At 68.5% G+C, this 23,634-nt stretch carries 19 protein-coding genes and 1 riboswitch; of the genes, 13 read left to right on the top strand and 6 right to left on the bottom strand.

Annotated features, from left to right (window positions below):
- Positions 1 to 79 precede the first annotated feature (79 nt).
- Positions 80 to 3,214 (top strand): efflux RND transporter permease subunit, encoded by a 3,135-nt coding sequence (locus ACYSUO_RS27345; protein ID WP_461778895.1) that lies wholly within the window; start codon positions 80 to 82, stop codon positions 3,212 to 3,214.
- Positions 3,215 to 3,323: 109 nt separating this feature from the next.
- On the opposite strand, the gene nadA is transcribed toward ACYSUO_RS27345, so the two are convergent.
- A complete protein-coding gene (gene nadA / locus ACYSUO_RS27340; RefSeq protein WP_426904020.1) occupies positions 3,324 to 4,529 on the bottom strand; it encodes a quinolinate synthase NadA in 1,206 nt (401 codons plus the stop codon).
- 238 nt (positions 4,530 to 4,767) lie between these two features.
- Here nadA and ACYSUO_RS27335 point away from each other — a divergent pair, with 238 nt between their 5' ends.
- Complete coding sequence (locus ACYSUO_RS27335; protein WP_111661853.1) at positions 4,768 to 5,124, top strand: HesB/IscA family protein; 357 nt, start codon at positions 4,768 to 4,770, stop codon at positions 5,122 to 5,124.
- A 67-nt stretch (positions 5,125 to 5,191) separates the two neighbouring features.
- Here ACYSUO_RS27335 and ACYSUO_RS27330 read toward each other — a convergent pair whose 3' ends face one another.
- Positions 5,192 to 6,718: a hypothetical protein gene (locus ACYSUO_RS27330; protein ID WP_461778894.1), complete on the bottom strand. Its 1,527-nt coding sequence runs from the start codon at positions 6,716 to 6,718 to the stop codon at positions 5,192 to 5,194.
- 83 nt (positions 6,719 to 6,801) lie between these two features.
- Positions 6,802 to 7,011: a hypothetical protein gene (locus ACYSUO_RS27325; protein WP_461778893.1), complete on the bottom strand. Its 210-nt coding sequence runs from the start codon at positions 7,009 to 7,011 to the stop codon at positions 6,802 to 6,804.
- Between the two features lie 135 nt (positions 7,012 to 7,146).
- On the opposite strand from ACYSUO_RS27325, the gene ACYSUO_RS27320 reads away from it, so the two are divergent.
- A complete protein-coding gene (locus ACYSUO_RS27320; protein WP_461778892.1) occupies positions 7,147 to 8,121 on the top strand; it encodes a carbohydrate kinase family protein in 975 nt (324 codons plus the stop codon).
- Positions 8,122 to 8,228: 107 nt separating this feature from the next.
- On the opposite strand, the gene ACYSUO_RS27315 is transcribed toward ACYSUO_RS27320, so the two are convergent.
- Positions 8,229 to 9,608 (bottom strand): aminotransferase class V-fold PLP-dependent enzyme, encoded by a 1,380-nt coding sequence (locus tag ACYSUO_RS27315; protein WP_461778891.1) that lies wholly within the window; start codon positions 9,606 to 9,608, stop codon positions 8,229 to 8,231.
- A 514-nt stretch (positions 9,609 to 10,122) separates the two neighbouring features.
- On the opposite strand from ACYSUO_RS27315, the gene ctaC reads away from it, so the two are divergent.
- The 4 genes from ctaC to ACYSUO_RS27295 all read left to right on the top strand — a co-directional run bounded on the left by ctaC (position 10,123) and on the right by ACYSUO_RS27295 (position 14,605).
- On the top strand, positions 10,123 to 11,082 hold the full coding sequence (gene ctaC, locus ACYSUO_RS27310) for an aa3-type cytochrome oxidase subunit II (protein WP_326024159.1): 960 nt from the start codon (positions 10,123 to 10,125) through the stop codon (positions 11,080 to 11,082).
- The gene (ctaD, locus tag ACYSUO_RS27305) at positions 11,079 to 12,809 is read left to right on the top strand and encodes an aa3-type cytochrome oxidase subunit I (RefSeq protein ID WP_327663713.1); all 1,731 of its coding nucleotides are present in this window, start codon (positions 11,079 to 11,081) and stop codon (positions 12,807 to 12,809) included. Before ctaC ends, ctaD begins: the two co-directional genes overlap by 4 nt.
- Positions 12,806 to 13,204: a cytochrome c oxidase subunit 4 gene (locus ACYSUO_RS27300; protein WP_461778890.1), complete on the top strand. Its 399-nt coding sequence runs from the start codon at positions 12,806 to 12,808 to the stop codon at positions 13,202 to 13,204. Before ctaD ends, ACYSUO_RS27300 begins: the two co-directional genes overlap by 4 nt.
- 144 nt (positions 13,205 to 13,348) lie before the next feature.
- Entirely contained in the window at positions 13,349 to 14,605 is a 1,257-nt protein-coding gene (locus ACYSUO_RS27295) for a L,D-transpeptidase (protein ID WP_461778889.1), read from the top strand.
- Positions 14,606 to 14,700: 95 nt separating this feature from the next.
- Here ACYSUO_RS27295 and ACYSUO_RS27290 read toward each other — a convergent pair whose 3' ends face one another.
- Positions 14,701 to 15,102, bottom strand: a complete 402-nt coding sequence (locus ACYSUO_RS27290; RefSeq protein WP_404004414.1) for a DNA-binding transcriptional response regulator — start codon at positions 15,100 to 15,102, stop codon at positions 14,701 to 14,703.
- A gap of 174 nt (positions 15,103 to 15,276) precedes the next feature.
- On the opposite strand from ACYSUO_RS27290, the gene ctaE reads away from it, so the two are divergent.
- From ctaE to ACYSUO_RS27260, 6 genes are all read left to right on the top strand, one after another.
- The gene (ctaE, locus tag ACYSUO_RS27285; RefSeq protein ID WP_326014682.1) at positions 15,277 to 15,897 is read left to right on the top strand and encodes an aa3-type cytochrome oxidase subunit III; all 621 of its coding nucleotides are present in this window, start codon (positions 15,277 to 15,279) and stop codon (positions 15,895 to 15,897) included.
- A gap of 81 nt (positions 15,898 to 15,978) precedes the next feature.
- Complete coding sequence (gene qcrC, locus ACYSUO_RS27280) at positions 15,979 to 16,788, top strand: cytochrome bc1 complex diheme cytochrome c subunit (RefSeq protein ID WP_327663716.1); 810 nt, start codon at positions 15,979 to 15,981, stop codon at positions 16,786 to 16,788.
- A complete protein-coding gene (gene qcrA, locus ACYSUO_RS27275; protein ID WP_461778888.1) occupies positions 16,785 to 17,840 on the top strand; it encodes a cytochrome bc1 complex Rieske iron-sulfur subunit in 1,056 nt (351 codons plus the stop codon). The genes qcrC and qcrA overlap by 4 nt, the downstream gene beginning before the upstream one ends.
- Entirely contained in the window at positions 17,837 to 19,477 is a 1,641-nt protein-coding gene (gene qcrB / locus ACYSUO_RS27270; protein WP_461778887.1) for a cytochrome bc1 complex cytochrome b subunit, read from the top strand. Before qcrA ends, qcrB begins: the two co-directional genes overlap by 4 nt.
- Positions 19,478 to 19,610: 133 nt before the next feature.
- Positions 19,611 to 20,675, top strand: coding sequence for an anthranilate phosphoribosyltransferase (trpD, locus tag ACYSUO_RS27265; RefSeq protein WP_461778886.1), 1,065 nt, complete (start codon positions 19,611 to 19,613; stop codon positions 20,673 to 20,675).
- 87 nt (positions 20,676 to 20,762) lie between these two features.
- Positions 20,763 to 20,880, top strand: a riboswitch (SAM riboswitch).
- A 175-nt stretch (positions 20,881 to 21,055) separates the two neighbouring features.
- Entirely contained in the window at positions 21,056 to 22,441 is a 1,386-nt protein-coding gene (locus ACYSUO_RS27260) for an aminotransferase class V-fold PLP-dependent enzyme (RefSeq protein ID WP_461778885.1), read from the top strand.
- Here the strand turns inward: ACYSUO_RS27260 and ACYSUO_RS27255 are convergent.
- Positions 22,393 to 23,625, bottom strand: coding sequence for a glycerate kinase family protein (locus tag ACYSUO_RS27255; protein WP_461778884.1), 1,233 nt, complete (start codon positions 23,623 to 23,625; stop codon positions 22,393 to 22,395). The genes ACYSUO_RS27260 and ACYSUO_RS27255 overlap by 49 nt on opposite strands.
- Positions 23,626 to 23,634 lie beyond the last annotated feature (9 nt).

The raw sequence follows: 23,634 nt of genomic DNA, 5'->3' as shown, positions 1-23,634 counted from the left end.
TGGGTCCCACGCCTCTCACCGCACCGGTTGTCATGGCCCGGCCCTCATCTTCCGCTCACGTCCCACGGAGACCCGATCCATGTCCTGGCTGTCGAGATTCAGCCTCGCTCAACGCGCCCTCATCGGGCTGATTTCGATCATCGCGATCGTCTTCGGCGCGATCGCGATCCCTCAACTCAAGCAGCAGCTGCTGCCCTCGATCGAACTGCCCATGGTCTCCGTCATCGCCCCCTACCAGGGCGCGTCCCCGGACGTGGTGGAGAAGCAGGTCGTCGAGCCTCTTGAGAACTCCATCGACGCGGTCGACGGCATCACCGGCGTCACATCGACGGCCAGCGAGGGCAACGCCCTGGTGATGGCCCAGTTCGACTACGGCTCGGACGGCAGCAAGCAGCTCGTCGCCGACGTCCAGCAGGCGGTCAACCGGGCCCGCGCCCAGCTGCCCGAGGACGTCGACCCGCAGGTCGTGGCCGGCTCGACCGACGACATCCCGACCGTCGTCCTCGCCGTCACCTCCGACAAGGACCAGCAGGCGCTCGCCGACCAGCTCGACAAGACCGTCGTGCCGACGCTGAAGGACATCGACGGCGTCTCCCAGGTCACCGTCGACGGCGTCCGCGACCTCCAGGTCGACATCACGCCCAGCGACCGGAAGATGGCCGCGGCCGGGGTGAACACCCAGGCCCTCGCCGAGTCCCTGAAGGCCGGCGGCGCCACCATGCCCGCGGGCTCGCTCGACGAGGCGGGCAAGAACCGGGCGGTCCAGGTCGGCGGCGGTTTCACGTCCCTGAAGCAGCTCCAGGACCTGATGATCACGGGTGAGGGCGTCAAGAAGCCCGTACGCCTCGGTGACATCGCCACGGTGAAGCAGCAGCCGTCCACGGCCGACTCGATCACCCGTACCGACGGCGAGCCCAGCCTCTCGGTCGCGGTCACCATGGACCAGGACGGCTCCGCGGTCGCCATCTCCAAGGCCGTCAAGGACAAGCTGCCGCAGCTCCGTGACGACCTCGGCTCCGGCGCCGAGCTCACCGTCGTCAGCGACCAGGGCCCGGCCGTCTCGAAGTCCATCTCGGGCCTGACCACGGAGGGCGCGCTCGGCCTGCTCTTCGCGGTCATCGTGATCCTGATCTTCCTGGCTTCGTTGCGCTCGACGCTCGTGACGGCGGTCTCCATCCCGCTGTCCGTCGTCCTCGCGCTGATCGTCCTGTGGACCGGCGACCTGTCGCTCAACATGCTCACGCTCGGCGCGCTGACCATCGCGATCGGCCGAGTCGTCGACGACTCGATCGTCGTCCTGGAGAACATCAAGCGCCATCTCGGCTACGGCGAGGAACGCAGGGAGGCCATCCTCAAGGCGGTCCGCGAGGTCGCGGGCGCGGTGACGTCCTCCACCCTCACGACCGTGGCGGTCTTCCTGCCGATCGGCCTGGTCGGCGGCATGGTGGGCGAGCTGTTCGGCTCGTTCTCCATCACGGTCACGGCGGCGCTGCTCGCCTCGCTGCTGGTGTCGCTGACGGTCGTCCCGGTCCTCTCCTACTGGTTCCTGCGCCCGCCCAAGGCGGCCCGCGGCGTCGACCCGGAGGAGGCCCGGCGCAAGGCCGAGGAGAAGGAGGCGCGCTCCTGGCTGCAGCGGATGTACGTTCCCGTGCTGCGGTTCGCGACGCGTCGCCGGTTCACCTCGCTACTGATCGCGGTGGTCGTGCTCGTCGGCACGTTCGGCATGGCGCCGATGCTCAAGACGAACTTCTTCGACCAGGGCGACCAGGAAGTCCTCTCCATCAAGCAGGAGTTGCAGCCCGGCACCAGCCTGTCGACGACGAACGCCTCCGCGAAGAAGATCGAGAAGATGCTCTCGGGCATCGACGAGATCGAGGACTACCAGGTCACCATCGGCTCCTCCGGCTTCATGGCGGCCTTCGGCGGCGGCACCGACACCAACCAGGCGTCGTACCAGGTGAAGCTGAAGGACAGCTCGACGTACGAGGCCACGCAGAAGCGCATCGAGCGCGAGCTCGGCCAGCTCTCCGGTGTGGGTACGACGACGATCGCGGCCGGTGACGGCTTCGGCAGCCAGGACCTGTCCGTGGTCGTGAAGGCCGCCGACGGCGACGTGCTTGAGAAGGCGTCCGAGCAGGTCAAGGACGCGGTCTCCTCGCTCGACGACGTCACGGACGTCTCCAGCGACCTGTCGCAGTCGGTGCCGCGGATCTCGGTGAAGGCCAACGCCAAGGCGGCCGCCGCCGGATTCAACGACACGACGCTCGGCGCCGCCGTCGGCCAGGCGGTGCGCGGCACCACCAGCGGCAAGGCGACGATCGACGACACCGAGCGCGACATCGTCGTGAAGTCGGCGAAGCCGGCCACCACCATGGCCGAGCTGAAGAAGCTGCCGATGGGTCCCGGCGGTGTCACCCTCGGCGACATCGCCACCGTGAAGACGGTCGACGGTCCTGTCTCGATGACCCGGATCGACGGCGCCCGCGCGGCGACGATCACGGCGAAGCCGGACGGCGACAACACGGGCGCGGTCAGCGCCGACCTGCAGACGAAGCTCGCTTCGCTGGATCTGCCGAAGGGCGCCACGGCGACCATCGGCGGCGTCAGCGAGGACCAGGACGACGCGTTCAAGAACCTGGGCCTGGCGATGCTCGCGGCGATCGCGATCGTCTTCATGCTCCTGGTGGCGACGTTCCGTTCGCTGGCCCAGCCGCTGATCCTGCTGGTCTCCATCCCGTTCGCGGCCACGGGCGCGATCGGTCTGCTGGTCGCCACGGGTACGGCGATGGGCGTCCCGGCGATGATCGGCATGCTGATGCTCATCGGCATCGTGGTCACCAACGCGATCGTCCTGATCGACCTGATCAACCAGTACCGGGCCCAGGGCCTGGGCGTGGTCGAGGCGGTCGTCGAGGGCGGCAGGCACCGGCTGCGGCCGATCCTGATGACGGCCCTGGCGACGATCTTCGCCCTGCTCCCGATGGCGCTCGGCGTCACCGGCGAGGGCGGCTTCATCGCGCAGCCGCTGGCCGTGGTCGTGATCGGCGGTCTGATCTCGTCGACGCTGCTGACACTGCTTCTCGTGCCGACGCTCTACGCGATGCTGGAGCTTCGCAAGGAGCGGCGGGCGGCGAAGCGGGCGGCGAAGAAGGGTGACGGGGGCGGGGTCCCGCCCCAGTCCCCGGCCACGGAACCGGAGCCGGCGAACGTGTAGATCAAGCCCCGGTGCGGGGCGAGCGCTTCATCAGGCGCTCGCCCCGTCCCCCGGCCTCGGGGCTCTGCCCCGGACCCCGCTGCTCAATCGCCGCAGGGGCTTGATGTGGTTACGGAAGCGCCAGCATCCGCTCGAGGGCGAGCTTGGCGAACTGTTCCGTCTCCCGGTCGACCTCGATGCGGTTGACCAGCTGCCCGTCCGCCAGGGACTCAAGGGTCCAGACGAGGTGCGGCAGGTCGATCCGGTTCATGGTCGAGCAGAAGCACACCGTCTTGTCGAGGAAGACGATCTCCTTGTCCTCGGCGGCGAACCGGTTCGCGAGCCGGCGTACGAGGTTCAGCTCCGTGCCGATGGCCCACTTCGACCCGGCCGGCGCCGCCTCCAGCGCCTTGATGATGTACTCGGTCGACCCGACGTAGTCCGCCGCGGCCACGACCTCGTTCTTGCACTCGGGGTGCACGAGGACGTTCACCCCGGGGATGCGCGCCCGCACGTCCTCCACCGACTCCAGCGAGAAGCGCCCGTGCACGGAGCAGTGCCCGCGCCACAGGATCATCTTCGCGGCCCGCAGCTCCTCGACGCTCAGACCGCCGTTCGGCTTGTGCGGGTTGTAGACGACGCAGTCGTCGAGCGACATCCCCAGATCCCGCACCGCGGTGTTGCGCCCCAGGTGCTGGTCGGGCAGGAAGAGGACCTTCTCGCCCTGCTCGAACGCCCAGTTCAGGGCCCGCTCGGCATTCGACGACGTACAGATCGTGCCGCCGTGCTTGCCCGTGAACGCCTTGATGTCCGCGGAGGAGTTCATGTACGAGACGGGCACCACGGACTCGGCGATGCCGGCCTCGGTCAGCACGTCCCAGCACTCGGCGACCTGCTCGGCCGTCGCCATGTCCGCCATGGAGCAGCCGGCGGCGAGGTCGGGCAGGACCACCTTCTGGTCGTCCCCGGTGAGGATGTCGGCCGACTCGGCCATGAAGTGCACACCGCAGAACACGATGTACTCGGCCTCGGGCCGGGCTGCCGCGTCCCGCGCCAGCTTGAAGGAGTCCCCGGTCACGTCGGCGAACTGGATGACCTCGTCGCGCTGGTAGTGGTGTCCGAGCACGAACACCTTGTCTCCGAGCTTTTCCTTTGCCGCGCGCGCCCGCTCCACCAGGTCCGGGTCGGACGGCGAGGGCAGGTCGCCGGGGCACTCCACACCGCGCTCGCTCTTGGGGTCGGCCTCGCGGCCGAGCAGCAGGAGCGCCAGAGGCGTGGGGGAAACATCCAGGTCAACGGGGGCCTGGGGGGACTGGGCCGTGGTCACGTCACGCACCCTTTCTTAGCTCTGCTCGACTTTTCGTCGATTTGACGCTATCTATCATACGTGCTTCACGTCAGTTTGACGATGGCAATGTCGTCGATGTGACGCAATCCGCCGCACCTGCACCGTGCCCCGTCCCCGCGCGGTGTGCGAGCATGAAGAGAAGAAGTGCGAAACCCGGAATGGATCCGGGCCTTTGCCGGTTGCAATGGTCGGCAAGCAGTCTCCGAACAACCCGGGAGAGATGTAGATGTCCGTATCGGACGAGACCACCACCGTCAGCGACGGCATCATCCTCAGCGACGAAGCCGCCGCCAAGGTCAAGGCTCTGCTCGACCAGGAAGGCCGTGACGACCTGGCCCTGCGTGTGGCTGTTCAGCCCGGCGGCTGCTCCGGCCTGCGCTACCAGCTCTTCTTCGACGAGCGCTCGCTCGACGGCGATGTCGTCAAGGACTTCGGCGGCGTGAAGGTCGTCACCGACCGCATGTCGGCCCCGTACCTGGGCGGCGCCTCCATCGACTTCGTCGACACCATCGAGAAGCAGGGCTTCACCATCGACAACCCGAACGCCACGGGCTCCTGCGCCTGCGGCGACTCGTTCAGCTAAGCCGTACAGCTGTAACGCGCGAAGGGGCGGCCCCACGGGGCCGCCCCTTCGGCATTGCTCTGCCCGCTCAGCCGCGGGGCGCGGGCTCGACCCCGCCGGGCGCGTTCTTCTGCGCGGGCCGCACGGCGGCCCCGTCGGCCGCCACGACCTTCCGCTCACCCAGCGGCTCGTCCAGCGTCACCGGCAACGTATAGAACTTCGCCAGCTCGATGCAGACGGTGCCCTTCTTCTGCGTCTCGGTGACCTTCACGCTCACCCGGCCCCCAGACTCGTCCGCCGACGCCGTGTACTTCGCGCACACGCCGCCCGTGAAGTGCAGGGTCAGGGTCCTGCCCTTGGCGCTGTAGCCCTGAACGTGCACGGTGCGGGCGTCGCCGCCCGCCTTGCCGGAGGGCTCGGAGGGCTTCGAGGGGTCCGACGGCGTGGGCTTCGTGCTCGGATGTGAACTCTTCGGCGCCGCCAGGTACTTGGGCTCCACCGCCGGATACGTCACGGTGAACGCGGCGTCCGACCCGCTGGGCCGCACCTCGAACATCCACGACGGCACCAGTGCCTGCCGCCCCTCGACGGTGTGCGCGGCGAGCCCGAACGTCGCCTCGGTGACGGCGACCGTGGACGGCTTGGGCGGCGCGGAAGCGCAGTCCGCGTTCTTGTCCCCGCCCTCGCCCTTGTCCTCGCCCAGCGGCACCGGACTCGCGCACCCACCGACGGACACCCGGCCCCCGGCCGCCGCCCCGTTCATCCGCTCAAGGGCCTCGCGCGCCCCCACCGTCGGATACGTTGCCCCCTTGGTCGGCGCCTTCAACTGGCCGCTTCCGCCCACCACTTGACCGTCCGAACCGACCTGGATCCCGGTCGACCAGCCGTACGTCGGCAGTCCGCCGACCGCCGGGTCGGCGTTCACCACGCGGGTGGCGCCCATGAGTTGCCCGGCATCCAGCTTGGCGTCGTCCTGGCCGAGGGCCTTCAGGACCGGCGCGGCGGCCTTCTTCGCGGCGGCCTCACTGACCGCGTCCTTGGAACCGCCCCCGCCCGTCGGGTCCGAACACTTCGCCACGCCACCGCACTTGCCGTCGGCGGACGGCGCGTACCTGGAGTACGTCCAGGTCCCCGGCGCCTTCCGGCTCACCTGCAACGAGGGCCCCGAACCGTCCTTCGCCGGACCCACCTTCCAGGCGTCACCGGACCGTTGCATCTTCCCCGGTACGTCGAGGGCCTCGGCGAGCGTGCCGGCCTCGGCGGCGGTCACTCCGCCGCTCGCCCGGTACACGGGCGCCTTCCCGGGGCCCGCCGGGAGATCGCCGGTCGCCTTGTAGCGGGTGCCGTTCGGGTCGGGCTCACCGGGCGCGATGCCGGGCGGCGCCGAGCCGGAGGAGGGGGCGGCGTCGGAGTAGCCGTCCAGGGCGAGCGGCGGGGGAGTGCCCGGGCCGGCGTCTCCGGGTCGGCCCGACCCCTCGTCGTCGGACCCGCCCATCGCGTTCGCCGCCAGATACGCGCCGCCGCCACCGGCCAGCAGGACGGCCGCCGCGACCGACACGACAGCCGCCGTGCGCCGTCGCCGGAGCCGGTCCCGCGTCCGCTCTTCGCTGCTCACCGCATCGCTCCTTCTCACCGGGGACACCGATGGGACGGGGTGGGTGGACGCGCGGTTCCCTTCCGGAAGCCGTCAGTCGTCTGTCAGTCGCCGAAACCGGCCATGGAGTCGATCAACCGCGCGGAGGACTCGGGCACGACGACCCCGTGGATCCCGGCGGGACCGGGCGCGGCGCCGGGCCGCTCGACCTCCCACGGTGCCGGTGGTGTCACCCAGTGCGGGAGCATCCGGACGCAGTCACCGCGCAGCGCCGCGAGATCGTCCTGGACCATGCCTGACACGTCGTAGGTCATGACGGCACGGTAGCCCTGAGGTGACTTCCGAAGAAAGACCCGCTATCAGGCATTTTCCATACTTCAGCCCGCGCACCCCGAGCGGGTAGCGTGAAGCGTCAACTCCTCCCCTTATTCAGGAAGCGTGCTCACGCCGTGCGAATCGCAGTCACCGGCTCCATCGCCACTGACCACCTGATGACCTTCCCCGGCCGTTTCGCCGACCAGCTGGTCGCGGACCAGCTGCACACGGTCTCCCTCTCCTTCCTCGTCGACGCCCTCGACGTACGACGTGGAGGCGTCGGCCCCAACATCGCCTTCGGTATGGGGCAGCTCGGCACGAACCCGATCCTGGTCGGCGCCGCCGGCTCGGACTTCGACGAGTACCGCGCCTGGCTGGAGCGCCACGGTGTGGACACGGAATCCGTCCGGATCTCCGAGACCCTGCAGACGGCCCGCTTCGTGTGCACCACGGACGCCGACCACAACCAGATCGGCTCCTTCTACACGGGGGCCATGAGCGAGGCCCGGCTCATCGAGCTGAAGACCGTCGCGGACCGCGTCGACGGTCTCGACCTGGTCCTCATCGGCGCGGACGACCCGGAGGCGATGCTCCGTCACACGGAGGAGTGCCGAAGCCGGTCGATCCCGTTCGCCGCCGACTTCTCGCAGCAGATCGCGCGCATGGACGGCGAGGAGATCCGGACGCTCCTGGAGGGCGCCACGTACCTCTTCTCCAACGAGTACGAGAAGGGACTCATCGAGTCCAAGACCGGCTGGACCGAAGCCGAGATCCTCGGCAAGGTCGGCCACCGCGTCACCACGCTCGGCGCGCGCGGCGTGCGCATCGAGAAGGCCGGCGAGGACCCGCTCGAGGTCGGCGTCCCGGAGGAGGAGGCCAAGGTCGACCCGACGGGCGTCGGCGACGCGTTCCGCGCGGGCTTCCTGTCCGGCCTCGCCTGGGGCGTCTCGCACGAGCGTGCGGCGCAGGTCGGGTGCATGCTCGCGACGCTGGTCATCGAGACGCTGGGCACCCAGGAGTACGAGTTGCGGCGGGCGCCGTTCATGGACCGGTTCCGTAAGCAGTACGGGGACGCTGCCGCTGCGGAGGTGGAGGCGCACCTGGGCTGACGCCCTGGCGTTCGGTACAGGCCGCGGCCGTGTCTGTTCTTTCGTGAGCAGACGCGACTGCGGCCTGTCTTGTGGTTGCGTTTGCGCAGTTCCCCGCGCCCCTAGGGCTACATGGTCCTGCGCACCACGTATGTTGCGCCCCCATCAGTCCGGGGGTCTGCTCCTACGTACTCGTGGCCTTGGGTGTAGCACCACGCCGGGATGTCGACCGCCGCCACCTCGTCGTCCGCCAGGACGCTCACGGTGCCGCCCGCCCGTACGCGGCCGATCGCCTTCGCGAGTTCGATGACGGGTTGCGGGCAGGTCATCCCCAGCGCGTCGACGGTCACGGACTCGGCGGAGCCCTCCACACCCGCGACCGGCGCGCCCAGCTTCTCCCGTACCTCGCCCACCACGCCCGGCAGCACGTCGAGGAACCGCTCCACCTCGGCGGCCTCCGTGCCCAACGGCAGCGACACCCGTACGTTCCCCTCGCTCACCACGCCCATCGCGCGCAGCACATGGCTGGGCGTCAGCGTGCTGCTCGTACAGGACGACCCGGACGAAACGGAGAAACCGGCACGGTCGAGCCCGTGCAGCAGGCTCTCCCCGTCGACGTACAGGCAGGAGAACGTCACCAGGTGGGGAAGTCGTCGCACCGGATCCCCGACGACCTCCACGTCCGACAGCAGCTCCGGCACCCGGGTCCGGATCCGTGCCGTCAACTCCTTGAGCCGCGCCGCCTCCTCGGCGGCCTCCGCCCGGACGGCCCGGAGCGACGCGGCCGCGGCCACGATGCCCGGAATGTTCTCGAACCCGGGGGCCCGCCCCGACTCCCGCTCGTCGGCGGGCCCTTGAGGGGCGAACCGCGTCCCCTTGCGTACGACGAGCAGACCGACCCCGGCCGGCCCGCCCCACTTATGGGCACTCCCGGCGAGCACCGACCAGTCACCCGCCACCGGCCCCCAGGCCAACGACTGCGCGGCATCCACGAACAGCGGCACCCCAGCGGCCCGGCACGCCTCGGCCACCTCGGCGACCGGCTGCTCGGTCCCCACTTCGTGGTTGGCGGACTGCAGACAGGCCAGCGCGGTGTCCTCGCGCAGCGCATCCCGGAACGCCTCGACGGTGACGCGCCCTTCGCGCCCCACCCCGACCTGAGTCACCGACCCGCCGAGGCCTTCGTGCGCTGCGGCCGAATGGAGCACGCTCGAATGTTCGACAGCTGACACGACCAAGTGCTTCCCGGCGCGCCGCCGCCCGGCGAGCACCCCCGCGATCCCGTCGTGCACGGCTCGGGTCCCCGACGACGTGAACACGAGCTCATCAACCCGACACCCCACGGCCTCGGCGGCGGCTTCCCGCGCGGCGTCAAGCAACAGCCGCGCCCGTCTTCCTTCCCGGTACAAACGGGATGGATCAGCCCACCCCTCATCAAACGAGGCCTGCAACGCCTGCCGAGCGACGGAATGAAGAGGAGCAGCCGAAGCCACATCGAAGTACGCCACGCCGTAACGCTAAGGGGCGCCGGGGCCGAGTCGCCCTTCAGGGCCGCGGGACTGCGACATCAGCGGCTCCGATCCGCGGGGCGCACCCAGCCACGGTGGACCGCCACTGGCCGGAGGGGCCAAGCCCCACCTCCCTCAGGGGCGCGGGGAACTGCGCACGCCAACCACGGTGGACCACCACCCGCCGGACTGGCCAGCCCCCGCCTCCCCCAGGAGCGCGGGGAACTGCGCGCCCAGCCCCGGTGGACCGCAACCCGCAGGTAACCAGCCCCCGTCCGCCTGAGGCGCCCCCCGACCCCCCGTCAGAAACCCTCAAACGCCCCCCGATCCCACCCTTCGGAGTGACCCGCGGCGCGTTAGGCACCCTCCCCGCGCGACCCCAAATAGCGTCCAGTAGGGTTTGGTCCGCATAAACATCCAAACCCCTGCCCGTGTGCCAGGGCGGCGAGCGACCAGCGAGATGGCGGCCGTAGCCAACCAAAGAGCGCGGGCGAGACTCTCGGGAAGGCGCTACGTGAGTCCCAACGGCTCCGACCGCTCGTCGCGGCGCCCGATGCGGCGGAAGCTGCCGCAGGTGCTGACTGCGGGCCTGATCCTGGTAACCGCTACCGGTTGCACATACAAGGACTTCCCTCGTCTTGGTATGCCCACCCCGGTGACGGAGGAGGCCCCTAGGATCCTCTCCCTCTGGCAGGGCTCGTGGGCGGCAGCGCTCGCCACGGGCGTGCTGGTGTGGGGTCTGATCCTGTGGAGTGTCATCTTCCACCGGCGCAGCCGCACCAAGATCGAGGTTCCAACTCAGACGCGGTACAACATGCCGCTCGAGGCGCTGTACACGGTTGTTCCGCTGATCATCGTGTCGGTCCTCTTCTACTTCACCGCGCGCGACGAGTCGAAGCTTCTGAAGCTCGAAGACAAGCCCGCGCACACCGTCAACGTGGTCGGCTACCAGTGGAGCTGGGGCTTCAACTACGTCGAGAACGTGCCGGGTGTCGACGGTGACGCCAAGACCTCCAAGGAGCTCTCGGCGATTCCGAAGCGCTTCAAGGAGGACTTCCCGGCGAACGCCGGTGGTGTCTACGAGGTCGGTACTCCTGGCGAGCGGAACCCGCAGACCAACAACCCCGGCCCGACCCTCTGGCTCCCCAAGGGCGAGAAGGTCCGCTTCGTTCTGACTTCGCGTGACGTCATCCACTCCTTCTGGGTGGTGCCGTTCCTCATGAAGCAGGACGTCATCCCGGGCCACACCAACTCCTTCGAGGTGACCCCCAACAAGGAGGGGACCTTCCTGGGCAAGTGCGCCGAGCTCTGCGGCGTCGACCACTCCAGGATGCTGTTCAACGTGAAGGTCGTCTCTCCTGAGCGTTACCAGCAGCACCTCAAGGACCTCGCCAAGAAGGGGCAGACCGGTTACGTCCCGGCTGGCATCGCCCAGACGGACCACGAGAAGGACCGGGAGACGAAGAACCTGTGAGCATCCTCAACGAACCCCAGGGTGCCGCGGCAGCAAGCGACTCGTACGAGAACGAGCTGCCGGCCCGGCCCAAGAGCCCCGGCGCGACGGTGATCAAGTGGCTCACCACCACTGACCACAAGACCATCGGCACGCTGTATCTGGTCACGTCGTTCGCGTTCTTCTGCATCGGCGGCGTCATGGCGCTCTTCATGCGCGCCGAACTCGCTCGCCCCGGCACGCAGATCATGTCGAACGAGCAGTTCAACCAGGCGTTCACGATGCACGGCACGATCATGCTGCTGATGTTCGCGACGCCGCTGTTCTCCGGCTTCGCGAACTGGATCATGCCGCTCCAGATCGGTGCCCCCGACGTCGCGTTCCCGCGACTGAACATGTTCGCCTACTGGCTGTACCTGTTCGGCTCGCTGATCGCGGTGGGTGGCTTCCTCACCCCGCAGGGCGCCGCCGACTTCGGCTGGTTCGCCTACAGCCCGCTGTCGGACGCGGTCCGCTCGCCGGGCATCGGCGCCGACATGTGGATCATGGGTCTGGCCTTCTCCGGCTTCGGCACGATCCTCGGCTCGGTCAACTTCATCACCACGATCATCTGCATGCGCGCTCCTGGCATGACGATGTTCCGCATGCCGATCTTCGTGTGGAACGTGCTGCTGACCGGTGTGCTGGTCCTGCTGGCCTTCCCGGTGCTGGCCGCCGCGCTGTTCGCCCTGGAGGCGGACCGTAAGTTCGGTGCCCATGTATTCGACGCCAGTAATGGCGGCGCATTGCTCTGGCAACACCTCTTCTGGTTCTTCGGACACCCAGAGGTGTACATCATCGCCCTGCCATTCTTCGGAATTATTTCCGAAGTGATCCCGGTCTTCTCGCGCAAGCCGATGTTCGGCTACTCCGGCCTCATCGGTGCGACGATCGCGATCGCCGGTCTCTCCGTGACGGTGTGGGCGCACCACATGTACGTCACCGGCGGTGTGTTGCTTCCATTCTTCTCGTTCATGACGTTCCTCATCGCCGTGCCAACAGGCGTGAAGTTCTTCAACTGGATCGGAACGATGTGGAAGGGCTCGTTGTCCTTCGAGACACCGATGCTCTGGACGATCGGCTTCCTGATCACCTTCACCTTCGGTGGTCTGACCGGCGTCATCCTGGCGGCCCCGCCGCTGGACTTCCACGTCTCGGACTCGTACTTCGTGGTGGCGCACTTCCACTACGTGGTGTTCGGCACCGTCGTGTTCGCGATGTTCGCCGGCTTCCACTTCTGGTGGCCGAAGATGACCGGCAAGATGCTCGACGAGCGTCTCGGCAAGATCACCTTCTGGACGCTGTTCATCGGCTTCCACGGCACGTTCCTGGTGCAGCACTGGCTGGGCGTCGAGGGCATGCCGCGCCGGTACGCGGACTACCTCGCGGCCGACGGTTTCACCGCGCTGAACACGATCTCGACGATCTCCTCGTTCCTGCTCGGCCTGTCGATCCTGCCGTTCTTCTACAACGTGTGGAAGACCGCCAAGTACGGCAAGAAGGTCGAGGTCGACGACCCGTGGGGCTACGGCCGTTCGCTGGAGTGGGCGACGTCCTGCCCGCCGCCGCGGCACAACTTCCTCACGCTGCCGCGCATCCGTTCGGAATCCCCGGCGTTCGATCTGCACCACCCGGAGATCGCCGCCCTGGACCAGCTGGAGAACGCCGGTCACGGCGACAAGGCTCTTGCTAAGGAGGCCGGCAAGTGAAGGTCCAAGGCAAGATGTTCATCTGGCTGAGCCTCTTCGTCCTGATCATGGCCGGTGTCTACGGCGTGTGGTCGAAGGAGCCGGCCGGTACGACGGCGCTCTTCCTGGCGTTCGGCCTGTGCATCATGGTCGGCTACTACCTGGCCTTCACGGCCCGGCGTGTCGACACCGGTGCGCAGGACAACAAGGAGGCCGACGTCGCGGACGACGCCGGCGAGGTGGGCTTCTTCAGCCCGCACTCCTGGCAGCCGCTCTCGCTTGCTGTCGGTGGCGCGCTCGCGTTCCTGGCCGTGGCGATCGGCTGGTGGCTGCTGTACTTCTCGGCCCCGATCATCCTGTTCGGCCTGTGGGGCTGGGTCTTCGAGTACTACCGCGGCGAGAACCAGAACCAGTGAGCCTCGGCTGACCGGTACTGAACTTCCGTAACCGAAGGGCCCGGACACTCCTGATGGAGTGTCCGGGCCCTTCGGCATACTGACGGTTGCCCCGTGCGGCTCACTCGCCGCGCTGGACCGGGAGTTCCTTCTTACGGTGAGTTCATGAACCACTCACCGCGTATCCGTACGGTTCTGGGCTGCACCGTGCTGGTGGCCGCACTCGGTGCGGGCACAGCGGCATGCGGCAACTCCTCCCATCCGCTCTCCGCCGAGCCGTACGACGCGGCGAGCCAGATCTCCTTCAACGGTCCCGTGGGCAGCGCCAAGAAGGCGGACCCGGACAAGCCGCTGGAGGTCACCGCCCAGGGCGACGAGTCCCGCATCACCGACGTCACCGCCCAGGACGCCATGGGCCGCTACGTCGCGGGCGAACTCTCCGCCGACGGCACGAGATGGCACACCACGGCGCCGCTGACCGCGAACACCCACTACACGGTCCGGGTGAGCACCGAGGACGAGGACGGCGGACCCGGCCGAAAGGTCCTGGGCTTCGACACCGGCCGCCCGACCAAGGAGAAGGCCCTCAAGGTCACGTTCGGCCCGCAGAAGGGCACATACGGCGTCGGACAGCCGATCACCGCCGAACTCAACAAGCCCGTCCGGGACGAGAAGTCCCGCGCACTGGTGGAGCGCTCCCTGCAGGTCGACTCCAAGCCCGCCGTGGACGGCTCCTGGTACTGGGTGGACAGCACCGAACTGCACTACCGCCCCAAGGGGTACTGGCCCACACAGGCGAAGATCACCGCCACCAGCAGGCTGGACGGCGTGAAGATCCGGGACGGGCTGTGGGGCGGCAGCTCCAAGCCGCTGACCATCAGCACGGGCGACCGCATCGTGGCCGTCACCGACGCCGGCTCGCACTCCATGACGGTCTACCGCAACGGCAAAGAGATCAACTCCATCCCGGTCACCACCGGCAAGGCCGGCTTCGAGACCCGGAACGGCATCAAGGTGGTGCTCGGCAAGGAGTACTACGTACGGATGCGGGGCGAGACGATCGGCATCTCCGAGGGCTCCTCGGACTCGTACGACCTGCCCGTGTACTACGCGACCCGCGTCACCTGGAGCGGCGAGTACGTGCACGCCGCGCCCTGGTCCGTCGGCTCGCAGGGCTCCGCGAACGTCAGCCACGGCTGCACCGGCATGAGCACCAACAACGCCGCCTGGTTCTTCGACACCGTGCGCCAGGGCGACATCGTGAAGGTCGTCAACAGCTACGGCTCCGAAATGGACCCGTTCGGGAACGGGTTCGGCGACTGGAACCTCAGCTGGAAGAAGTGGAAGGCGGGCAGCGCCCTCACGAAGAAGGCCGACAAGCCCGACCCGGCCCTCCAGGCGCGGCTCAGCCCTCAGGTCTGAGGCCGCACGGCAGGATCAGCGGTGTGACTTCCGACTCCCGTACGCCATCGGTGTACGGGAGTCGGGTGCGTCCGGGGCCGGTCCGTGCGGGCGCCTCAGGCGCCGACAGCGAGCCGGGAGCGCAGCAGGGAGGCCAGCGCCTCGGCGAACTCCACGGGCTCCACAGGGAGCGTCACAGCCGCCTCCGCGCGGCTCCACGTCGCCAGCCACGCGTCCTGCGGGCGGCCGATCAGGAGCAGCACCGGCGGGCAGTGGAAGATCTCGTCCTTGATCTGCCGGCACACGCCCATGCCGCCCGCGGGAACGGCCTCGCCGTCGAGCACGCAGACGTCGATCCCGCCGCGGTCCAGCTCCTTCATGACGGCCGGAAGCGTCGCGCATTCGATGAACTGCACCTCGGGGGTGTCGGAGGCGGGCCGTCGGCCTGTCGCGAGGCGCACCTGCTCGCGGGTGTTGGCGTCGTCGCTGTAGACCAGAACCGTCGCGGTCGACTGCATCGTTCCTCCGAGACATCGGCGTCCAAGAACGTAACTCCCGCGGAGCCTACTCCTCCCGACACCCCGTCAACACCGGTTCGCACGCGGCTCCGATGGGCCATATGGGCTGGACACACCACCCAGACACTCCGAACGGCACCCCCCGGAGTGAGGGCGAGATAAGCGACCGACATAATGTCGGTCGTGGCGACAGCAACGACAGTAGAAACCGGGCACGCGCACCCGTCGGTCAATCGACCGAACCTCACCAGCGTCGGAACCATCATCTGGCTGAGTTCCGAGCTGATGTTCTTCGCGGCCCTCTTCGCGATGTACTTCACCCTGCGATCGGTGACCGGGCCGGATCACTGGAAGGAAATGGCGCATGCGCTGAATCTTCCGTTCTCCGCGACGAACACCACGATCCTGGTGCTCTCCTCACTCACGTGCCAGATGGGCGTGTTCGCCGCAGAGCGCGGCGACGTGAAGAAGCTCCGGTCGTGGTTCATCGTCACCTTCATCATGGGTGCGATCTTCATCGGCGGTCAGGTCTACGAGTACACCGAGCTGGTCAAGAAGGATGGGCTCTCGCTCTCCTCCGACCCGTACGGCTCGGTGTTCTACCTGACCACCGGCTTCCACGGCATGCACGTGACAGGTGGCCTCATCGCCTTCCTGTTCGTCCTCGGCAGGACGTACGCGGCCCGGAGGTTCACCCACCATCAGGCGACAGCCGCCATCGTCGTGTCCTATTACTGGCACTTCGTGGACGTCGTCTGGATCGGCCTCTTCGCCACGATCTACCTGATCAAGTAGTTCGACGATCACAGCATCGGGCGAAGTACCCGACACATTTCCGCAGCACCGACGCAGAAGATCCTGACACCGGGGTAATCCGTGAAAAAGCTCTCCGCACGACGACGCCATCCGCTGGCGGCGGTCGTCGTCCTACTCCTCGCGCTGGCGGCCACCGGGGGGCTGTACGCCGCGTTCGCACCCGCGGACAAGGCGCAGGCCGATGAAACCGCCCAGTCCCTCGCCATCGACGAGGGCAAGAAGCTCTACTCCGTCGGCTGCGCCAGCTGCCACGGAACCGGCGGTCAGGGCACCTCCGACGGGCCGAGCCTCGTGGGCGTCGGCTCCGCCGCCGTCGACTTCCAGGTCGGTACCGGCCGTATGCCGGCCCAGCAGCCGGGCGCGCAGGTCCCGAAGAAGAAGGTCATCTACTCGCAGGCCGAGATCGACCAGCTCGCGGCGTACATCGCGTCGCTGGGTGCCGGTCCGGTCACGCCGACCGACAAGGACTACAGCGCCAACGGCGCGGACATCGCCAAGGGTGGCGAGCTGTTCCGCACCAACTGCGCCCAGTGCCACAACTTCACTGGTGAGGGTGGCGCGCTGACACACGGCAAGTTCGCACCGAGCCTCGAGGGTGTCGCCCCGAAGCACATCTACGAGGCCATGCAGACCGGCCCGCAGAACATGCCGTCGTTCCCGGACACGACGATGACCAAGCAGAACAAGAAGGACATCATCGCGTACCTCGACGCGGTCAACGGTGACAAGACCGAGAGCCCCGGCGGACTCAAGCTGGGCGGGCTCGGCCCGGTCAGCGAGGGCCTGTTCGCCTGGATCTTCGGGCTGGGCGGTCTGATCGCCGTCGCCATCTGGGTTGCCGCTCGGACCGCAAAGGCCAAGAAGTCATGAGTAGCCAAGACATTCCAGAAGAGAACCTGCCCACTGAGCAGGACGCCGAGGAGCACGGTTCGGTCGCGGTGAAGGACGAGCCCTTCACCGACCCGGGTCTGCCGCCCCACGAGCACCGGATCCAGGACCTCGACGAGCGGGCCGCCAAGCGGTCCGAGCGCGTCGTTGCCTTCCTGTTCATGGTGTCGATGCTGGCCACCATTGGCTTCATCGCCTCGTACGTCACCATCGACGTCGATACGAGCGTCTACATCTTCCCGCTGGGTCACATCAGCGCGCTGAACTTCGCGCTCGGTATGACCCTCGGTGTGGCGCTGTTCTGCATCGGCGCGGGCGCGGTCCACTGGGCCCGCACCCTGATGTCCGACGAAGAGGTCATCCAGGAGCGGCACCCGATCGAGGCGGAGCCCGAGGTCAAGGCGAAGGTCCTGCAGGACTTCGCCGACGGTGCCCGCGAGTCGCAGTTCGGCCGGCGCAAGCTGATCCGCAACACCCTGTTCGGCGCGCTGGCGCTGGTGCCCCTTTCCGGTGTGGTCCTGCTTCGTGACCTCGGGCCGCTGCCCGAGAAGAAGCTGCGCACCACGTCGTGGAAGAAGGGCCTGACCCTCGTCAACATGAACACGAACGAGCCGCTGCGTCCTTCGGACATCGCGGTCGGCTCGCTCACCTTCGCCAAGCCCGAGGGCCTGGAGGAGCACGACGAGGAATTCCAGACGAAGATCGCCAAGGACGCCCTGATGCTCGTCCGGATCCAGCCGGAGAACATCAAGGACAAGCAGGAACTCGAGTGGTCCCACGAGGGCATCGTGGCCTACTCGAAGATCTGCACCCACGTCGGTTGCCCGATCTCGCTGTACGAGCAGCAGACGCACCACGCTCTGTGCCCGTGCCACCAGTCCACCTTCGACCTCTCCGACGGCGCCCGGGTGATCTTCGGTCCTGCCGGTCACGCGCTGCCGCAGCTGCGCATCGGCGTCAACGAAGAGGGTCACCTCGAGGCGCTGAGCGAATTCGCTGAGCCCGTCGGTCCTGCCTTCTGGGAGCGCGGATGAGTACTACGACCACGAACGACGCGCCTGCGCGCGAGAAGGCACCGGCCGGCGAGCGCGTAGCCGACTGGGCCGACGGACGTCTGGGGATCTACTCCCTGGCCAAGTCCAACATGCGCAAGATCTTTCCGGACCACTGGTCCTTCATGCTCGGCGAGATCTGCATGTACAGCTTCATCATCATCATCCTCACGGGTGTGTATCTGACGCTGTTCTTCCACCCGTCGATGAACGAGGTCACCTACGACGGCAGCTACGTCCCGCTCCAGGGGCAGCTGATGTCGGAGGCCTTCAACTCGACGATGCACATCTCCTTCGATGTGCGCGGTGGCCTGCTGATCCGTCAGATCCACCACTGGGCCGCGCTGATCTTCCTCGCGGGCATGTTCGTGCACATGATGCGCGTGTTCTTCACGGGTGCGTTCCGCAAGCCGCGTGAGGTCAACTGGGTCTTCGGCTTCCTGCTGTTCGTCCTGGGCATGTTCACCGGTTTCACCGGTTACTCGCTCCCGGACGACCTGCTCTCCGGCACCGGTGTCCGCTTCATGGAGGGCGCGATCCTGTCCGTGCCGATCGTCGGCACGTACATGTCGTTCTTCCTGTTCGGCGGAGAGTTCCCGGGCGGCGACTTCGTCGCGCGGTTCTACTCGATCCACATCCTGCTGTTGCCGGGCATCATGCTCGGCCTGATGGCGGCGCACCTGATCCTGGTCTTCTACCACAAGCACACGCAGTTCGCGGGTGCCGGAAAGACCAACAAGAACGTCGTGGGCATGCCGCTGCTCCCGGTCTACATGGCCAAGGCGGGCGGCTTCTTCTTCCTGGTCTTCGGTGTCATCGCGGTGATCGCCGCGATCGCCACGATCAACCCGATCTGGGCCATCGGGCCGTACCGGCCGGACCAGGTGTCCACCGGTGCGCAGCCCGACTGGTACATGGGCTTCTCCGAAGGCCTGATCCGAGTGATGCCGGGCTGGGAGATCGACTTCTGGGGTCACACGCTCGTCCTGGGCGTGGCCATCCCGCTGGTCGTGATCTTCCCGCTGGTCCTGGTCGCGATCGCGGTCTACCCGTTCATCGAGGCCTGGGTCACCGGCGACAAGCGCGAGCACCACATCCTGGACCGCCCGCGCAACGCTCCGACGCGTACGGCCTTCGGTGTCGCGTGGATCACCTGGTACATGGTGCTGCTCATCGGTGGTGGTAACGACCTCTGGGCCACGCACTTCCACCTGTCGATCAATGCGATCACCTGGTTTGTCCGGATCGCGTTCTTCGTCGGACCGGTCATCGCCTTCATCGTCACCAAGCGGATCTGCCTCGGCCTCCAGCGCCGGGACAAGGACAAGGTGCTGCACGGACGCGAGTCCGGCATCATCAAGCGCCTGCCGCACGGTGAGTTCATCGAGGTGCACGAGCCGCTCGACCAGGAGGCCCTGCACACGCTCACGGCGCACGAGCAGTACGCGCCGGTCGAACTCGGCCCGACGGTCGACGAGAACGGTGTCGAGCGCAAGGTCACGCGGCTGCAGAAGCTGCGCGGCAAGCTCTCGCGCGGTTACTACGGGGAGAACAACCAGATCCCGAAGCCGACCGCCGAGGAGTACAAGGAGATCACCAGCGGCCACGGCCACCACTGATCTCTGAAGCGTTGCTGTAAGCCACCGCGGGAGCCCTCGTCCAGTGCCTGGACGGGGGCTCTTTGCGGTCCCGGGACCTGGATAGGGTGGGGTCGGCACCACCCTCAACCCACAGATGCACACAGGAGCGGCCATGAGCGCTTTGAACCCCGCTGGAGGCGACACCGCGGCGGGCCGTTCCTGGCCCGCCGTCCTGAACGGCCTGCTGGAGGGCCGCGACCAGAGCGCCGACGACACCGCGTGGGCGATGGACCGGATCATGCGGGGCGAGGCCACCGACGCCCAGATCGCCGGCTTCGCGGTGGCGCTGCGCGCCAAGGGCGAGACCGTGCAGGAGATCACCGGTCTCGTACGCGGCATGTACGAGCACGCCAATGTGATCGAGGTGCCCGGCGAGACCGTCGACATCGTCGGCACCGGCGGCGACGGCGCCAAGACCGTCAACATCTCCACCATGGCGGCGATCGTGATCGCCGGAGCGGGCGCCAAGGTCGTCAAGCACGGCAACCGCGCCGCCTCCTCCGCCTCGGGCTCCTCCGACGTACTGGAGAAGCTCGGCGTCAATCTCGACCTGTCGCCGAAGCGGGTGCCCGAGGTCGCCGAGGAAGCCGGCATCACGTTCTGCTTCGCCATAAAGTTCCACCCCGCGCTGCGCTACGCGGGCGCCGCGCGCGGCCAGCTCGGCATCCGCACGGTCTTCAACCTGCTGGGCCCGCTGACCAACCCGGCCAAGGTGAAGGCGCAGGCCGTCGGCGTCGCCGATGCCCGGATGGCGCCGATCGTGGCCGGCGTCTTCGCCGAGCGCGGCAACTCCTCGCTGGTGTTCCGCGGCGACGACGGGCTGGACGAGCTGACCACCACGGGAACGTCGCGCGTGTGGGTGGTGCGGGACGGCGCCGTCCGCGAGGAGTCCTTCGACCCGCGCGACGTCGGCATCGACATCGTGCCCATCGAGGCGCTGCGCGGCGGCGACCCCTCGTACAACGCGGAGGTCGCGAGGCGCCTCCTCGACGGCGAGCGGGGGCCGGTGCGCGACGCGGTGCTGCTGAACTCGGCGGCGGCCCTGGTGGCCGTGCGGCCCGGCGAGGGCACGCTCGTCGAGCAGATCCGGGCGGGCATGGACCGGGCGGCCGAATCGATCGACTCCGGCGCCGCGAAGGCCGCCCTGGAGCGGTGGGTGGCGGCCAGCAACCGCTGAGCACGCGTCGGATGTGACGCAGGGCGCAGTCCAAATTTTGGACTGCGCCCTTGCCGTATCCGAGACGTGTGGCAGGATGCTTTTCAAGGTCATGAGTGACAGCGATTGAGGCCCCAGCCCGCTGTCCGGCAACCCTCCGTCCGTGGCGGGGTGCCCTGGGTGAAGACCAGGCCGTGCGCAGCAAGGCGTGTGGCAAGCGCGGACCCCTCGCAACCCTGGGGTCCTGGTCCTCAAGGGAGCAGTCTCGTGAGCAAGCGAATGCGATAGGGCGTTTCGGCCCCGCCTCCGCGTACCCGTTTCATCTTTCTTTCCATGCCGTCGAGCCACGTGGTTCTGGTTCCGGCATGGTCAATTCGCTGATCGCGCCAGGGAGTTCACCCATGTCTGTTTCCGTCGACGCCGCCGCCTGTATCGCTGCCCCTTCCGACATCACGGCCCCGCTTCAGGTCCTCGGCCGGGACGTCACCGTGCCGCTCGTCACCGGTGGCGAGGTCACGTACGCCGCCCTCGACTACGCCGCCAGCGCGCCGGCCCTCCAGCGGGTCTGGGACGACGTCGCCGCCTACGCGCCGTACTACGGGAGCGTGCATCGCGGCGCCGGGTACCTGTCGCAGCTGTCGACCGACCTGTTCGAGAACTCGCGCGTCGCCGTCGCCGAGTTCCTCGGCTGCCGCGAGGACGACCAGGTCGTCTTCACCCGTTCCACCACCGACTCGCTCAACCTGCTCGCCGCCGCGCTGCCCGCCGGCTGCGAGGTGTTCGTCTTCGAGACCGAGCACCACGCGTCGCTGCTGCCGTGGCGCGACGCGCGGGTCACGTACCTCAACGCCCCTCGTACGCCCGCCGAGGCTGTCGCCACCCTGGAGCGGGCGCTCGCCGACCGCGACCCGTACGGTCCGGCCCTCGTCTGCGTCACCGGTGCCTCCAACGTCACCGGTGAGCTCTGGCCGGTGCGCGAGCTCGCGGCGGCCGCTCACGCGCACGGTGCCCGCATCGTGCTCGACGCCGCGCAGCTCGCGCCCCATCACCCGGTCTCCGTCCAGGACCTGGACGTCGACTGGGTCGCCTTCTCCGGGCACAAGCTGTACGCCCCGTTCGGTTCGGGTGTCCTCGCGGGCCGCTCCGACTGGCTGACGGAGGCCGAGCCGTACCTCGCCGGTGGTGGCGCGTCCAAGAAGGTCGCGCGCCGCACGGACGGCGGCGTGGACGTCGAGTGGCACGCCACCGCCGCCCGCCACGAGGCCGGTTCACCGAACGTCATCGGCGTGTACTCCATCGCCTCCGCCTGCAAGGCGCTCACCGAGGCCGGGTTCGACAACCTCGTCGCCCGCGAGCAGTACCTGATCCGCAAGGTCCAGGAGGGCCTCGCCGAGGTGCCCGAGGTGAAGGTCCTTTCCCTGTTCGGGGACGACGCGCCGCGCGTGGGCGTGCTGTCCTTCGTCGTCGACGGCTGGAACTCCTCGCACTTCGCCGCCGCGCTCTCCGCCGAGTACGGCATCGGGGTCCGCGACGGCCTGTTCTGCGCCCACCCGCTGGTGCGCACGCTGCTCGGCTCCGACCCGCAGCAGCAGGGCGAGTGCGGCGCCCCGGAGGCCGCGCCGGGCGAGAAGTCGCTCAACGCCATCCGCGTCAGCTTCGGCGCCGGTACGCCGGACGAGCACGTGGAGCGGTTCGTGTCCGCCGTGAAGGAGCTCGTGCAGGACGGCGCGCGGTGGAACTACCGCACGGAGGACGGGCGTTGCGTGCCGGACACGGCGAGCGCCTGATCCGGCTCGGGGGTCGCCCGGCCCGGCTGAGGGGCCGTACGGAGTCGGCTGCCGAGGACGATCATGCGTAGGGCCCGCTCGGTGGCGTCCGTGAGGAATTCGCCGCCGCGGCCCAGCGCCTCCGCGAGCGTCACCGGGGCGGGCAGGATCGAGCTGTAGGCGTCGACGCCGGTGGCCGTCACCGTGTGCGCGCCGTCGCCGATGGTGCCCGCGAGGGCGAGCACCGGGCGGCCGAACCGCTTGGCGCGGCGGGCCACTTCGGCGGGGACCTTGCCGCGCGGCGTCTGGTGGTCGAGCGCGCCCTCGGCGGTGACGACCAGGTCGGCGCGGGCTAGTCGGGCGTCCAGGTCGAGGTGGTCGAGGAGGACGTCGAAGCGGGGGAGCAGGTGGGCGCCCAGCGCGGCGAGGCCCGCGCCGAGTCCGCCGGAGGCGCCCGTTCCGGGGCCCGTGAAGAGGTCCGTACGGACGCGGAGGTCCCGCGTCAGGACGTGCGCCCAGTGCTCCAGGGCGGCCGCCAGCTGTTCGACCTGCGTGGGTGTCGCGCCCTTCTGCGGACCGAAGACGCGGGCGACACCGCGCACCCCGCACAGCACGTTGAACGGATTGCACGCCACGCGGATCTCGGTGTCCTTCAGGCGGGGATCGAGGCCGGACGGGTCGATGCGGTGCAGGTGCATCAACTCCCGTCCGCCCAGCGGGAGTTCCAGGTCGTACGCGTCGAGCAGCCGGGCGCCGAGCGCCTGGAGTGCGCCAGCGCCGCCGTCCGACGTGCCCGAGTCGCCGCAGCCCACCAGGATGCGGCGGGCGCCCGCGTCGAGGGCCGCGCGGATCAGCTCGCCGACGCCGTACGTCGTCGTGGCGGCCGGGTCGCGCAGCTCGCGCGGGACGAGGGAGAGCCCGGCGACGGCCGCCATCTCGACGACCGCCGTGCCGTCGGGGAGCAGCGCGAAGTGCGTGCCGATCCGCTGGCCGACCGGCCCCGTGGCCGGCAGCGCGACCAGCCGTCCACCGGCCTCCGCCGCCAGCGCGCGGGCCGTGCCCTCGCCGCCGTCCACGAGGGGGATGAGGTCGGTCTCGGCGTCCGGGACCACGCGGCGTACGCCCGCGGCGATGGCATCGGCCGCGGCGCCCGCGGACAGGGACTCCTTGAAGCCGCTCGGGGCGATGGCGAAATGGGTCAACACGTCGGTCTC

The organism is Streptomyces sp. UC4497, assembly GCF_054871485.1.
This window is presented reverse-complemented; position numbering and strand designations above follow the sequence as displayed.